We start from the raw sequence: 14,622 nt of genomic DNA on the forward strand, positions 1-14,622 counted from the left end.
ACGGAATTCAGCCCGGACTTAAACCCGGACTTCAACCCGCAGCCGGTCCCGCGCCCGCGTTCGCGCCGGTTTCCACGAGCGGGCGCTTGTGCGCGCGCTGCTTGAGCACGCGCGCTTGCAGCACGATCACGACCAGCAGGAACACGCCGCGAATCACCGACTGCCAGTACGCCGACAGACTGATATAGCCGAGCCCGTTCTCGAAGTTCAGCAGGTTGAACACGAGGCCGAGCAGCAACACGCCCGCGATCGTCATCGCGATCGAGCCTTCGCCGCCCGTCAGCAGCGTGCCGCCCAGCACGACGGCCGAGATCGCGAACAGCTCCCAGCCGACGCCTTCGTTCGGCTGCCCCGCGCCGAACTGCGCAGCGAGGATCACGCCCGCCAGCCCCGCCAGCAAGCCGCTGACCGCGTACACGGCGATCAGCGTGCGGTTGACGTTCAGGCCCATCAGCCGCGCCGCTTCCTCGCTGCCGCCGATCGCCAGCGAATGCCGGCCAAAGCGCGTGCTGCGCAGCGCGAGCCAGCCCGCGACGGCGGCGACGAGTGCGATGAGGCCGGGAATCGGCAGGCCGAACAGATCGCCCTGGCCGAAGTTGGCGAAGTTCGTATCGGACGAAATCGACACCGCGTCGTTCTTGCCGAGCAGCAGCGCGAGACCATGCGCGCCGAGGCTCGTCGCGAGCGTCGTGATGAACGGCAGGATCTTCATCCGCGTGATGATGACGCCGTTGATCACGCCGACCAGCAGGCCCGCGCCCGCACCCGCGATCACCGCGATCCAGCCGCCGTATGGACTCGCCAGCGCCGACACGACGCTTGCCAGCGCCGCGACCGTGCCGACGGACAGATCGATGCCGCCCGTGATGATCACGAAGGCCATGCCGACGGAGATCAGCGCGAACATCGAGTTGTAGCGCCAGAAAGACATGATGTTGTACTCGGACGCAAAGTGCTCGTAGCGCACGAGGCCGAGCACGATCAGCGCGCCGAGCGCGATCAGGATGGGCAGGTTCTTTTTCATCGGATCGTGTCTCGCAAGATCGTTCGAGTGCTTCAGCGCGAGCGCCGCTGCACGTACACCGCCGCAATGATGATGGCGGCCTTGACGACGAGCGCGGCCGCATCGGGGATGCCATGCGCGAGCAGTGTGTAGCGCAGCAGCTGGATGATCAGCGCGCCGATCAGCGTGCCGCCGATATACGCCTTGCCGCCCGTCAGCGCCGTTCCGCCGACCGCGACGGCGGCAATCGCGTCGAGTTCGATGCCGAGCCCGACGACGTTCGCATCCGACGACGAATTCACCGAAATCGAAATCAGCCCCGCGAGCCCCGACAGCGCCGCGCACAGCGTGTACGCGATCATCTTCACGCGCGCGGTCGGCACGCCGCTCAGGTACGCCGACTTTTCGTTGCCGCCCGTCACGAGCAGATATTGTCCGAAGAGCGTCTTGCGCACGACCCACGCGAAGAACGCGACGAGCGCGAACATCAGCAGCACCTGGAACGGAATGCCCGCCACCTTGCCGAGCGCGATCCACTGGAACGCGGGATTGTTGAACGCCTGAAGGCTGCCGTCGGTGACGACCTGCGCGATGCCGCGTCCGGCGATGAACAGCACGAGCGTCGCGACGATCGGTTGAACGGCGAGCCTTGTCACCAGAAAGCCGTTGAACACGCCGCAAAGCGCGGCGGCCAGAACGGGCAGCACGAACGCGAGCGCGATGCCGGATGGCCCGGCCATGTGCATGAAGAGCATCGGCGCGAGCGCGCCCGCAATCGCCATCGATGCGCCCACTGACAGGTCGATGCCGCCCGTCGCCACAACCAGCGTCATGCCGATGCCGACGATCACGATCGTCACGACCTGCGTCAGGTTGACGTTGAAGGTTTGCAGCGACCAGAAGTGCTGCGTGAACAGCAGATTGAAGACGAGCATCGCGAGCAGCACGACGATTTCACGCTGAATCGCGAGACGCCGTTTCTTCTTTACCGTCGACGCACCCGGTTGCGAGGCGCCGGGGGCCGTTGCGCTGGATGCCGTTGCGCCGGGCGCCGATGCGTTCGAAGCGAGCGGCGCGGCGTCGTTGCGCAGCGACTCATGAGCCATGACGATCGCCCTCCAGTGCATCGCCGATATGCGCGGACTGCGCCGCTTCCACCAGTTGCGATGTGCCCGCGCTGCCCCACGCAATTGCATCCATGATCGCGGATTCGCTCATGTGTGCGCCGTCGAGTTCGGCGACCGTGCGTCCGTCGCGGATCACGACGGCGCGATCGGCGACGGCCGTCAGCTCTTCGAGTTCGGACGCGGACAGCAACACCGCCATGCCTTCGTCGCGCAGCTCGCGCACGATCTTCGCGACATCGGCCTTCGCGCCGACGTCGATGCCGCGCGTCGGTTCGTCGAGCAGCAGCAACGACGGCTGCGCGGCGAGCCAGCGCGCGAGCAGCACTTTCTGCTGATTGCCGCCCGACAGCTCGCGTATCGGCTGATCGGGCGAGCGCAGCTTGATCCCGAGCGACGCGATGAAGCGCTCGACGATCGCCTGCTGCTTCTTCACGTCGACGACGCCGTGCTTCGACAGCGTGCGCAGACAGACGAGCGTGAGGTTGTCGCGCACCGACAGGTCCGGCACGATGCCTTCCGCCTTGCGGTCCTCCGTGAGATACGCGAGACCGCGCGCGATCGCATCCTGCGGCGACTTCAGCGCGACAGTCTCGCCGTCGATCGACAATGCGCCGCGCTCCGCCGGGTCCGCGCCGAACAGCAGGCGCATCGTTTCCGTGCGGCCCGAGCCGAGCAGGCCGGCGAGGCCGACGGCCTCGCCCGCGTGGACGTCGAGCGACACGTCGCTCACTTTCGGATGCGCAGCGAGATGGTGCGCGGAAATCGCCTTGTCGCCGCGTCGCGCGAGATTCGCTTCGCGCGTCGCGCTGTCGTCCTGCACGACGGCGGCGAGTGTGCGGCCGAGCATCGTCGTGACGAGCTGGCGCTTGTCGATGTCCTTCATCGCGCTTTGCGCGACGGTTTGCCCGTCCCGCATCACCGTTACGCGGTCGCACAGCGCATACAGTTCGTCGAGACGATGCGACACGAAGATCACCGCGCGTCCGTCGTCGCGCAGCTTGCGCACGACGCTGAACAGCAGCTCGACTTCGCGCTCGTCGAGCGACGAAGTCGATTCATCCATGATGACCATCTTCGCGTCCGACGACACCGCGCGCGCGAGTGCAACCATCTGCTGAATCGCCGTCGAATAGCTGCCCGCGGGCCTTCTCACGTCGATCTGCAAGCCGAACGATTCGAGCAGCGCGGAGGCGCGCCGCTGCACTTCGCGCCAGTCGATCAGACCGAAGCGGCGCGGCTCGCGTCCGAGAAAGATGTTTTCGGCGACCGAGCGGAACGGCACCAGGTTGATCTCCTGATAGATCGTGCTGATGCCCGCTTCGCGCGCTTCCTTCGGCGTGCGGAAGTCGATCTCGCTTCCTTCGAAGCGCACGCTGCCGCCCGAGCGACGGTAGGCGCCCGTGAGGATCTTGATCATCGTCGATTTGCCCGCGCCGTTCTGGCCGATCAGCGCGTGCACTTCGCCCGCCGCGACGGTGAGATTCGCGCCGCGCAACGCGGGCACGCCGCCGAACGAAATGTCGATGCCCTGCATGTCGAGCAGGGGCGCGCGGGCGGAAGACTGCGGAGCGTTGGAATGCGCGTCGGCTTGCGTCACGTGTGTCTCCTGTGTCGACCGGAGTTAGCGCTTTAGCGCTTACTCCGGTCCCATGCAGAGCGGTCGACCGGAGTTAGCGCTTTAGCGCTTGCTCCGGTCCCATGCAGAGCGGTCGATGGGAGTTGGCGCTTTAGCGCTGCCTGCGGTCCCATGCCGAGCGGTGAACAGAGTTAGCGCTTTAGCGCTTTGCTCCCGTCCCTTGCAGAAGCGGTCGACGGGAACTGGCGCTTTAGCGCTTGCTCCCTTTCCATGTTCAAGCGGTAGACGGGAGTAAGCGTCTCAACCGATACCTACGCTGCATGAGCCTCAACGAAGTGTCGACGGACAGTGCCGCGCGACGATGAACGGCGGCCCGTCGGCCGCGACGTCCAATGGTACGCCCGACAAAGCGAAGCGACGGCCCGTCGACCGCGAAAACGCGCGCAACGGACACGTCGCTTCGAACCCTTCCCGTCAGCGGGGCGCGCGTGCGCCTCGATGAGGCCCTGCCTGTCCGGCTCGCTGCGCGCCTCGCTGCACGGATCGGGGCGCGCGGCCGGGTCACTGCTCAACAAGCGCCAGCCGCTCGTCAAACCCGCTCAAACCCACTCATTAAACCCGCTCAGTAACCGTACTGCATGCTTTCCTGAACGTTGCCCTTGTCGTAGAAGCGGTCCGACACCTTGACCCACGTCGGAATCTTTTCGCCCTTCGCAAAGCGCTGCGCGACATCGCACGCGAGCGGGCCGAAGAATGGACTCGACTGCACGCTCGCGCCGAGTTCGCCGGCAGCGATCGCGTCGAGGCCGCCCTTCGTGCCGTCGATGGTCACGATCTGGATGTCCTTGCCAGGCTGCTTGCCTGCCGCCTTGATCGCGGCGATCGCGCCGAGCGCCATTTCGTCGTTGTGCGCGTAGACAGCCGTTACGTCCGGATGCGCCTGCAACAGCGTTTCCATCACCTGACGCCCTTTGTCGCGCGCGAAGTCGCCGCTTTGCGACGCGATGATCGACATGCCCGAATGCTTCGCGATCACTTCGTCGAAGCCCTTCTTGCGGTCATTCGCGGCGGAAGCGCCCGTCGTGCCTTCGAGCTCGATTATCTTCGCCTTGCCGCCCGTCGCCTTGATGAGCCAGTCGGCGGCGCGGTGGCCCTGGTCGATGAAGTCGGAGCCGATGAACGTGATGTAGTCGCGGCCCGCCTTCGCGACCGACTGATCGACGTTGCGGTCGACGAGAATCACGGGAATGCCCGCCTTCTTGGCCTGCAGCACGACGGGTGCGAGCGGCTTCTCTTCGCGCGGCGGGAACACGAGCAGATCGACGTGCTGCGCGATCATGCTCTGAATGTCGGAGACCTGCTTCGAGTTCGACCCGTTCGCATCGGTCATCACGAGCTGCCAGCCGCACTTCGCGGCGATGTCCTTGAAGCTCTTCGTTTCCGCGAGACGCCACGGATTGTTGCTCTCCGTCTGCGCGAAGCCGACTTTCAGCGGCGTTTTGGTGACGAGCTTCGGCAGATCGTCGGCCCGTGCCGACGCGACGCCGAAACCCAGCGCGACTACCAACAGCGATGCGGCGAGCGGCTGAAGCCGTTGCCGGCGCGAATCCCGATTGTGCGACGCCATGTCTTCCTCCAGGTACCAGTTGGATGTGTTGTGCTTTTGTGCTTCAACTGCCGCCGGCACTCCGGTGATGACGTGACCGGTCGCGCCGATTATTTCATCGCAAATTATTATTGGTCAATCACTAATAATATTACTTGCTGGCGCTTTTACCTCGGTAATTACCCTGACCGAACCGCGCTCGATCAACGGGCCGTCGAGCTTCACCATCCGGTGACGCACGGGCGCGCCCGCCGCCTGGTTCTGCACTTCCTGAAGCAGCGTTTCCACGGCCCAGCGGCCCAGCTCGTAGTTCGGCAGCACGACGGTCGAAAGCGGGGGATGCGTGTGGCGCGCGATCTCCTGATCGTCGTAGCCGAGCACGGAGACGTCGTCGGGAACGCGGTAGCCGAGTTGCTTCAGCGCCTCGATCGCGCCGAGCGCCATCAGGTCGTTCGCGCAGAAGATCGCGGTGGGCGGATGCGGCTCGCGCATCAGCGAAAGCGTGTGCTCGAAGCCCGTGCCCGAGCTCCAGTCGCCGTCGCGCACCATCTCCGGCGCGAACGGCAGATCGGCGGTGGCGAGCGCGGTGCGATAGCCCTTCAGGCGGTCTTTCGCGGCGTCCTGCCAGTGCTCGCCGTTGATATAGCCGATTCGCCTGTGCCCCGCGCGCAGCAGGTATTCCGTCGCGACGTGGCCGCCCGCGACTTCGGCGGGCACGATCGACGACTGGCCGCCCTCGCTCGTGTAGCAGTTCAGCAGCACGGTCGGCACGCGCGACAGCGCAGCGGGGAGCGTCACCTTGCGCGTGTAGACGGTGGCGTAGACCACGCCGAACACGGTCGGGCTCGCGAGCACGGCGTCGAGCACCTGTTGCTCGATGTCCGCGTTGCCGTGCGTCGAGTAGACAGCGAGCAGCTTGCCGCTCGCGTAGGCGGCATCGCGCGCGCCGTCGATGTTCACGACGGGGTGCGGACTCGTCGAGATTTCGTCGGCGAGATAGATGATCAGGTTGCGTTCGTCGGAAGACCTCGGCAGCGGTTCGCGCGGGGCGAGCCGATAGCCGAGTTCGTGCGCCGTCTTCAGCACCTTGTTGCGCGTCGCTTCGGAAAACTTCGCGCTGGTCGCGTTGTTGAGGACGAGAGAAACTGTCGATTGCGATACGCCGGTGAGCTTGGCGATATCGGTCATCGTCGGGCGGCGCTGGGTCGATTTTTTCATTGATCTGGCCGCGCAACGCGGCTTGTAGACGGGGGATGCCGCAGGCATCGTCGTGCTGACGGTAACACTAATAATATGCACGGGACAACACGCGCAAACCCCGCTTTCCGTGGAGTCGGCCCATGGCATGAACAGCCGTTTTTCAGGTGAAACTATTACTAATAATATTGACCGAAAGGCTTTGGCATGCGATTCTCGGTCGCGCGAGCCGCTTCGGCATGTTGGGACGCCGCCTTGCGCCGCAATCGTCCACGCCAACACAAACGATCATGCGCGAAGCCTTCTTCAAATCGTCTGCGGCCGACGCGGCCACCGATCTGCGCATCGACGATCCTTCGCTCGTCGTGCTGACGAGCGGCGATACGACGCTCGTGATTGCGCCGCACGTCGGCGGATCGATCGCCGCGTACTACGCAACGGTGCGTGAACGGACGTCGCAACGCGTGCTGCACTGGCTGCGCCCCGCGACGCGTGACGCAATCGCCAGACGCGATCCGCTGCGGATGGCGAGCTTCCCGCTCTTTCCGTACTGCAACCGCATTCGCGACGCGCGCTTCGAGTTCGACGGCCGCACGATCGATCTGGCCTCGCACGACGACGCATTCGCGCACGCGCTGCATGGTCATGCGTGGAAGAGGCCGTGGCGTGTCGGCGCGCGCACGGGCGCATCCGTCGAACTGCATTTCGAGCATGCGCCCGATCCGGCTGTGCGCGGCGACTGGCCGTTTCGTTATCGCGCGAGCCAGCGCATCGAGTTGCTGGGCGACGTGCTGCGCATCGCGCTGACTGCGCAGAATCTGTCGGGCGGCCCGATGCCGTTCGGCATGGGTCATCATCCGTATTACCCGCGCACCGCGAATACGACGATCACCGCGCACGTCGAGCAGATGTGGCACACCGACGACGACGTGCTGCCGACTCACCTCGGGCCGCATCCCGCCGTCGACGCGCTGAAGCACGGCATGAGCGCCGATGCGTTCGACCTCGACAACAACTTCAGCGGCTGGTCGCGCGAAGCGACGGTTGCGTGGCGGGACGAGCGTCGCCGGTTGACGTTGACGGCGGAAGCGCCGTTCGATCATCTCGTGGTGTTTGCGCCTGCGAACGAGGCAGAGTTGTGCGTCGAGCCCGTCACGAACACGACCGACTGCTTCAACGCGAAAGACAGGCAGATGCGCGAGCGCGCTGGCTACCGGCTGCTAAAGCCCGGTGAAACGATCAGTGCGCAACTCGTCTGGACGCCGCGGCGCGACTGACAGCGAAGTCCGCTTCGCAAGTCCGCTTCACGAGTCCGCGTCTATTCGACGCGCAGTCGCGCCATATACGGCAGGTGATCCGACAGCCACGCGGTTTCCTGCGCCGGCTGGATCCACTCGATGGGCTTCATTCCGCGGACGAACATCTTGTCGAGCGCGAGTGCAGGCGAGAACGCGGGGAACGTTCGGCCCGGCTCGCCGAGCAGCGTCGCCACTTCCACGAGGCCGTGTTCGCGGAAGAGCGGCACCGAATCGTTGCGCCAGTCGTTGAAGTCGCCTGCGAGCACGAGCGGGCCGTCCGGCGCTTCCTTCGAGATCCAGTGCGCGATCCAGTGCATCTGACGCAGCCTGGCCTGGCGCGTGAGCGCGAGGTGCGCACACAGCAGCGTCACCGCATGGCCGCCGAACGCCGCGCGCGCGACCAGCAGCCCGCGCCGCTCGAAACGGTGCGCGGAAATGTCCCAGCGTCCGCCGAGATCGAGCGGATGCGGCGACAGGATCGCATTGCCATGCCGCCACGACGGCTTGAACACGTTCGGCCCGAGCGCGATCTGCAAATCCAGCGACTCGGCGATTTCGGTTGCCTGGCAATGCCATACGTCGCTGTCGAAATCGCCCATGCGCGCGCCGAACGAACTGGCCAGCACGGGCGCGGGCATCCGGCGAGCCATCGCTTCCTGCAGGAAATACGCATCGGCATGAACGGACTGCACCCAGCGCTGCATCGCCTCCCACGCCTGGAAACCGAGCGGCGAGCGGCCCTTGTGCAGGTTCCAGCTCACGGCGATGAAGTCTTTCCGGTCGATGTTTTCGCGTATCAGTTCTTCGGGGTTTCGCATGCCGCGTTATCCACGTCGTTCGTTGAGTTCACGGATTGTTTGCGACGCTTGCACGCAACCGGTAGACGAGATTCGGGTCCTTGTCGACGATCGTCCATGTGGTCCAGTCGCCCGGCGGCACCTTCAGCGCGGGATGATTCGCGCTCACCTGGCGCGGCTGCGGCGGCAGTTTGCAGCCGGCGTCGGTGGTGCGCGTGCCCGGTTCTTCGAGCGTTTCCTGCGCGTCGATCGCGAACGTGACGCCAGTCGTGTCCACCTGTGTCGGCGAGACGGTCAGCGTGCGCGCGAGATCGATGCTGCCCGCCGGCACGTTCTTGCAGCCGACGTTGTTCTGCACCACGTGATGATGCGTGTCGGTGCGCGCCTGGCCGACGGTCGTCGTGCCGTCGAACGTATCGATCTGCTGGCCGTCGCGCATCACCTGCAATTCCCATTTGACGACGGCCGCCGCGGGGCGCTGTTGCGCGTGAGCCATCGGGGCCTGTGCGATCAGCGAGGTGCCGAGCAGAAGGGCGGCGAAGCTGGTTTTCAACATGAAAAGAGAGTCTCCGGAATCGCTGCGTTTCGCCAAAGCGTGCGGTGTCCGCGCGTTCTTTCTTGCGACCGCCGACCATCTTACGCTTTATCGAGATAACGGTTTTCTGACACCCGATCTGGAACCAAGGTTCAGCCTTCGGCGGTAACAGTGCAGCAGATAAGGGCGCGGACGTGGCGATTCAAGCAAGCGCCTCGCCCGCCCGTCGTTAGCAGCACACCCGCGCGGCTGCTGGCTTGCATGGGATTGCGGCGTCGTTACACTGAAATCGGAGCGGCGTCCGGGACGCTGCGGCTGCAAGTCCGGCACAACGGGGTGAAGCGATGACAACGGCAATGGTGAAACAGGAAATCGCGGTTGCATCGTTCAGCAAGGTCTACGACCTCGATCAGGTGGAGACGGCGCTGAACGAACTGAGCGAAGGCGCCAGCGACGCACTGCGTTCGACATACGAGAAGATGCTGAAGGTCGGCAATCTGCGTTTTTGCGTGAAGCCGAACCGGATGCCGTCGATCGACGATCTGATCGGCGCGCTGCCGAACTTCACCGAGCCGCTCGACGATATCCGCAAGCAGGTCGCGCTGTGCCTCGAAACGGATGACCGGCTGGAGCTGATGCCGATTTTGTTGCTCGGCGATCCGGGCATCGGCAAGACGCACTTCGCAAAGCAGCTCGCGCGGATGCTCGGCACGTCGTATCACTATGTCGCGATGAGTTCGCTGACGGCGGGCTGGATTTTGTCGGGCGCATCGTCGCAATGGAAGAACGCGAAGCCGGGCAAGGTGTTCGACGCGCTCGTGCACGGCAGTTACGCGAACCCGGTGATCGCCGTCGATGAAATCGACAAGGCCACGGGCGACTCGCAATACGATCCGCTCGGCGCGCTCTACGCATTGCTCGAACACGACACGGCGCAGACGTTCATCGACGAGTTCGCTGAGATTCCGATCAACGCCGGCCATGTGATCTGGATCGCGACCGCGAACGACGAGCGCGCGATTCCCGAGCCGATCCTCAACCGGATGAACGTCTACGAGATTCCGCCGCCGGATCGCGAGGGCTCGCGCCGCATCGCGCAGTCGATCTACGACGAGATCCGCTCGGTGCATGGCTGGGGACAGCGCTTTCCGGCGGAAATCGGCGAAGAAGCGCTCGATGCGCTGGCGCAAGCATCGCCGCGCGAAATGCGGCGCGCGATTCTGAACGGCTTCGGCTCGGCGCGCATTGCGGGCCGCGACCACATCGGCTCCGACGACATCCGCCTTGACTACAACTCGCGCCGCAAACCGATCGGTTTCTAACGGCGCCAGCGCCATTCATGCGAACGGGCCGCGCTTGCTCGGCCTTTTTATTGTTCCAATGATGAGACTATTCCACGTCGCATGAAGGGCGATTCGCGTCCGATATGGATGAATCCGGCAACAGTCAATTCCATTAATCAGGGTCGGCAACGTGATAGACGAGGACTAGACTGCGTTCATCGAAATGCGAACCGCGTTTCCAACCTCACGTCAGGAACCGATCATGAAAAAGTCTTCGCTTGTAGCGCTGTTGATCTCCGCAGTGGTCGCCGTGCCGGCTTTCGCGAGCGGCTATAGCCCGGCTCCGTCGCAAACGCCGTCCACACAGAACGGCCCGAAGACGCGCGCCGAAGTGAGGGCGGAACTGGCGCAAGCGCGCGCGAACGGCGAATTGAGCCTGAATCCGAACGCGCCCGCGTACCCGCAGCAGTTCGCGACGGGCGGCTATACGGTGCCCGTCGCGCAAGTGAATCTGCACCATCTTTTCAAACGCACAACCGCCGTGGATTGATCAACCCTGTTGTGGCGCGCGCGGAACGCCAGCCGGCGAGAGTGCGCCCGAATTCACCAGGAATGCGCGTCGTCGGCGTACACTGAGTCAAACGCGCCAGCGTTCCCACATATCGATGCCCGCAGCCAGTTCAGGCTGCGGGCATTTGTGTCTGTGGCGCGCTGTGCGATTTCGCATTGTGCATGTGAAGCGTTCGACAGCGTGCGGCCGCGATTCATACGGTGCCGCACGCTTTCGATATCCAGTTGGATGACGAGACAGAACGCGGCGCATCGAGCCGCGTCCAATGGACATGGATCAGATCGAATGTGTGGTGATCGGCGCTGGCGTCGTCGGTCTAGCCGTCGCGCGCGCTCTGGCTGCGCGTGGACGTGAAGTGATCGTGCTCGAAGCGGCCGAAGCCATCGGCGTCGGCACGAGTTCCCGCAACAGCGAAGTGATACACGCGGGCATCTACTATCCGCGCGGCTCGCTCAAGGCGACGCTTTGCGTGCGCGGCCGCGAAATGCTCTACGACTACTGCGCCGAGCGCGGCGTGCCGTATCAGCGCTGCGGCAAGTTGCTGGTCGCGACCGCTCGCAACCAGATTCCTCAACTCGAAAGCCTCATGGCGCGCGGCAAGGAAAACGGCGTGCTCGACCTGATGCGCATCACTGGCGAGGAAGCGCAGGAACTGGAGCCGTCGCTACGATGCGTCGAAGCGGTGTTCTCGCCGCAGACGGGCATCGTCGACAGCCATCAGTTGATGCTGGCGCTGCTCGGCGACGCCGAACGCGACGGCGCAATCTGCGCGTTTCATGCGCCTATCGAAGCGGTCGAGGCGATCAACGGGCGCTTTGTCGTGAAGGTCGGCGGCAGTTCGCCGACCACGATCGGCGCCGCGTGCGTGATCAACAGCGCGGGCCTGCATGCAAACGCGCTCGCGCGCAAGATACGCGGACTCGACGCGCGCCACGTGCCGCCGCTTTATCTCGCGCGCGGCAACTACTTCAGCGTGTCGGGCCACGCGCCGTTTAGCCGCCTCATCTATCCGATGCCGAACGAAGCGGGGCTCGGCGTGCATCTGACGATCGATCTCGGCGGACAGACGCGTTTTGGTCCCGACGTCGAATGGGTCGATTCGATCGGCTACGACGTCGATCCGCGTCGCGCGGAGTCGTTCTATGCGGCGATCCGCGCGTACTGGCCCGGACTTCCCGATGAAGCGCTGCAACCGGCCTATGCGGGCATTCGTCCGAAGCTGTCGGGACCGGGCGAGCCAGCTGCCGACTTCCTGATTCAAGGTCCCGCTGCGCATGGCGTGCGCGGGCTGGTGAATCTGTTCGGCATCGAATCGCCGGGGCTGACGGCATCGCTTGCGATCGCGCAGCGCGTGTGCGAAGTGAGCGGTCGTGCGTAGCTGCGAGCGGTTCGCAGAGCCAACGGCGGATTCCCCGAAGCCAACGGCCGATTCGCGGAGCCAACGGCGGATTCGCAGAGCCAACTGCGGATTTGCAGAGCCAACTGCGGATTCGCAAAACCAACTCCGCGCAAGCGCCGCTATGTAGCGATGGTGACGCCGCCGTGACACGCATCTGATCTTCATAAGCCGACCGCGCGCGATTCAACGTCCACGCTACGGATTCGCTTATGACGGGCATTTCAGGCATCACGCGCGTCGGCTTCATTGCTATGCTTGGGGACGGCTGTCATCAGAACGGCTTGATCACAATATCCACAAGAGAAACGGAGTGAGTCCCCATGAAGAATTCCCGTCGTACCTTTTTGATCACGAGCATCGGCGTTGCTTCTTCGCTCGCGCTGTCCCGCCAGGCATTCGCCGATGCGCCGAAGGTCGCCGAATCCGATCCGACTGCGCAGGCACTCGGCTACAAGGAAGACGCGACGAAAGTCGACAAGGCCAAGTACGCGAAATACGCCGCCGGCCAGGACTGCGGCAATTGCAGCTTCTTCCAGGGCAAAGCCACCGACGCCTATGCACCGTGCCCGATGTTCGCGGGCAAGCAGGTGGCGAACAAGGGCTGGTGCAGCGCATATAACAAGAAGGCTTGAGCCAGGTTCGATGGGACGCGTGACGGGCGATGCATCGCAGCATCGCTCGGCGTGCCATTTCCAGCAGATTCACAGCAGCCGAAAGAGAGCGCCCGCCGCGCAATGTGGCGTGGCGCTCTCTTGTTTTGTGAACACGCTTTTGCCTTATGAATGTGGTTGAAACGGAATGTCGTGCTCTTATACACTCGCAAGGCGTGCGCGCGGGGCCTGGCCGCCCCATTCGAATGAACTTCAATCCAACGCACCCGACGCCTTGACGAAGGCGGGAGACACGGATGTCGACAGCATCGAGGAGTGCATCCAGGAGCCTCAATACCCGTGCAGTCACGGCGGCCGTCATCGGTAACGCGCTCGAATGGTATGACTTCACCGTCTTCGGTTTTCTCACCGTCGTCATCGCGGAACTGTTCTTTCCCACCAGCAGCGACTATTCATCGATTCTCTTCACGACCGCGAGCTTCGGCGTTGCGTTCGTGATGCGGCCTGTCGGCGGCATCGTGCTCGGTCTGTACGCGGACCGCGCGGGACGCAAGGCTGCGCTCTCGCTCGTGATCGCGCTGATGACGCTCGGCATTCTGCTACTCGCGATCGCGCCGCCGTACTCGGCGATCGGCATCGGCGCGCCGGTTGTCATCGTGATCGGCCGCTTGCTGCAAGGCTTCTCGGCGGGCGGCGAGTTCGGCAGTTCGACCGCGCTGCTGATCGAAGCGGCGCCTTTCTCGAAGCGCGGCTTCTACGGCAGCTGGCAGATGGCGAGCCAGGCGGCGGCGCTGCTGCTCGGCGCCGTCGTCGGCGCGCTGGTGACGCGCGGGTTGTCGCCGGAAGCGCTCAAGTCCTGGGGCTGGCGCGTGCCGTTCATCATCGGGCTCGTGATCGGGCCGATCGGCTACTACATCCGCCGGCATCTCGCGGATTCCGAAGCATTTCTGCACGCGAAGCAGACCGCGCGCCGCGCGACGCTCCGTGAGCTTTTTGCCCACCATAGCCGCGACGTGCTGTGCGGACTCGGCTCGGTGATCGCGCTCACGGTTTCGATCTACGTGCTGATCAGCTATCTGCCGACCTTCGCGGTCACGCAGCTGAAGCTGCCCTATGCGGATTCGTTCACGGCCGTGATCGTCGGCAATGTGCTGCTCGTGGTGCTGTCGCCGGTGATGGGCGCGTGGTCGGACCGCATCGGGCGCAAGGGCATTTCGCTGTGGTCGCTGATCCTCACGCTGCTGCTGATCTATCCGCTCTTCGTATGGCTCGAAGCGGCGCCGAGCGTATCGAAGCTGATCGTCGTGCAGGCGATCCTGTCGATCACGCTCTCCGGTTACTACGGCCCGTTCGGCGCGCTGATGGCCGAACTCTTTCCGGCGAACGTGCGCTCGATCGGACTTTCGATCGCGTACAACTTCGCGGTGATGCTGTTCGGCGGCTTCGGCCAGTTCATTGTCACGTGGCTCATCAAGACGACGGGCTCTCCGCTTGCGCCGACGTACTACGTGATGTGCGGGCTCGCGCTGTCGATCGTCGCCGTCGCGTGCGTGCCCGCCCAGCGTCACGCCGATCTCGACGCGATGCGCAAGCCTGCCTGAGTGTCTTTGAGAATGCGT

At 64.3% G+C, this 14,622-nt stretch carries 13 protein-coding genes; 6 read left to right on the top strand and 7 right to left on the bottom strand.

The genetic code is table 11. From position 1 onward, the window contains the following. Nucleotides 1-31: 31 nt before the first annotated feature. From VSR68_RS38145 to VSR68_RS38165, 5 genes are all read right to left on the bottom strand, one after another. Nucleotides 32-1,024: an ABC transporter permease gene (locus VSR68_RS38145; protein ID WP_342944693.1), complete on the bottom strand. Its 993-nt coding sequence runs from the start codon at nucleotides 1,022-1,024 to the stop codon at nucleotides 32-34. A 32-nt stretch (nucleotides 1,025-1,056) separates the two neighbouring features. Beyond that, complete coding sequence (locus VSR68_RS38150) at nucleotides 1,057-2,109, bottom strand: ABC transporter permease (RefSeq protein WP_342944694.1); 1,053 nt, start codon at nucleotides 2,107-2,109, stop codon at nucleotides 1,057-1,059. Continuing rightward, a complete protein-coding gene (locus VSR68_RS38155; RefSeq protein WP_342944721.1) occupies nucleotides 2,099-3,664 on the bottom strand; it encodes a sugar ABC transporter ATP-binding protein in 1,566 nt (521 codons plus the stop codon). Before VSR68_RS38155 ends, VSR68_RS38150 begins: the two co-directional genes overlap by 11 nt. A 664-nt stretch (nucleotides 3,665-4,328) precedes the next feature. Further along, the gene (locus tag VSR68_RS38160) at nucleotides 4,329-5,333 is read right to left on the bottom strand and encodes an ABC transporter substrate-binding protein (protein WP_342944695.1); all 1,005 of its coding nucleotides are present in this window, start codon (nucleotides 5,331-5,333) and stop codon (nucleotides 4,329-4,331) included. Between the two features lie 114 nt (nucleotides 5,334-5,447). Continuing rightward, nucleotides 5,448-6,500 (bottom strand): LacI family DNA-binding transcriptional regulator, encoded by a 1,053-nt coding sequence (locus tag VSR68_RS38165; protein WP_342944722.1) that lies wholly within the window; start codon nucleotides 6,498-6,500, stop codon nucleotides 5,448-5,450. A 299-nt stretch (nucleotides 6,501-6,799) separates the two neighbouring features. On the opposite strand from VSR68_RS38165, the gene VSR68_RS38170 reads away from it, so the two are divergent. Beyond that, on the top strand, nucleotides 6,800-7,786 hold the full coding sequence (locus VSR68_RS38170) for an aldose 1-epimerase (RefSeq protein WP_342944696.1): 987 nt from the start codon (nucleotides 6,800-6,802) through the stop codon (nucleotides 7,784-7,786). A gap of 41 nt (nucleotides 7,787-7,827) precedes the next feature. On the opposite strand, the gene VSR68_RS38175 is transcribed toward VSR68_RS38170, so the two are convergent. Further along, nucleotides 7,828-8,625 carry an endonuclease/exonuclease/phosphatase family protein gene (locus tag VSR68_RS38175; protein WP_342944697.1) on the bottom strand — a complete coding sequence of 266 codons (798 nt, stop codon included), beginning with the start codon at nucleotides 8,623-8,625 and terminating at the stop codon, nucleotides 7,828-7,830. Between the two features lie 28 nt (nucleotides 8,626-8,653). Further along, the gene (locus VSR68_RS38180) at nucleotides 8,654-9,160 is read right to left on the bottom strand and encodes a hypothetical protein (protein ID WP_342944698.1); all 507 of its coding nucleotides are present in this window, start codon (nucleotides 9,158-9,160) and stop codon (nucleotides 8,654-8,656) included. Nucleotides 9,161-9,483: 323 nt separating this feature from the next. Between VSR68_RS38180 and VSR68_RS38185 the strand changes: the two genes are divergently transcribed. The 5 genes from VSR68_RS38185 to VSR68_RS38205 all read left to right on the top strand — a co-directional run bounded on the left by VSR68_RS38185 (nucleotide 9,484) and on the right by VSR68_RS38205 (nucleotide 14,604). After that, a complete protein-coding gene (locus tag VSR68_RS38185; protein ID WP_342944699.1) occupies nucleotides 9,484-10,461 on the top strand; it encodes an AAA family ATPase in 978 nt (325 codons plus the stop codon). A 223-nt stretch (nucleotides 10,462-10,684) separates the two neighbouring features. Next, on the top strand, nucleotides 10,685-10,972 hold the full coding sequence (locus tag VSR68_RS38190) for a DUF4148 domain-containing protein (protein WP_342944700.1): 288 nt from the start codon (nucleotides 10,685-10,687) through the stop codon (nucleotides 10,970-10,972). Nucleotides 10,973-11,264: 292 nt separating this feature from the next. After that, nucleotides 11,265-12,371: an NAD(P)/FAD-dependent oxidoreductase gene (locus VSR68_RS38195; RefSeq protein WP_342944723.1), complete on the top strand. Its 1,107-nt coding sequence runs from the start codon at nucleotides 11,265-11,267 to the stop codon at nucleotides 12,369-12,371. A gap of 341 nt (nucleotides 12,372-12,712) precedes the next feature. Beyond that, nucleotides 12,713-13,024, top strand: coding sequence for a high-potential iron-sulfur protein (locus tag VSR68_RS38200; RefSeq protein WP_342944701.1), 312 nt, complete (start codon nucleotides 12,713-12,715; stop codon nucleotides 13,022-13,024). A 275-nt stretch (nucleotides 13,025-13,299) separates the two neighbouring features. After that, nucleotides 13,300-14,604, top strand: a complete 1,305-nt coding sequence (locus VSR68_RS38205; protein WP_342944702.1) for an MFS transporter — start codon at nucleotides 13,300-13,302, stop codon at nucleotides 14,602-14,604. Nucleotides 14,605-14,622: the final 18 nt, after the last annotated feature.

It is taken from the genome of Paraburkholderia phymatum (assembly GCF_038900715.1).
GTDB lineage: Bacteria > Pseudomonadota > Gammaproteobacteria > Burkholderiales > Burkholderiaceae > Paraburkholderia > Paraburkholderia phymatum_A.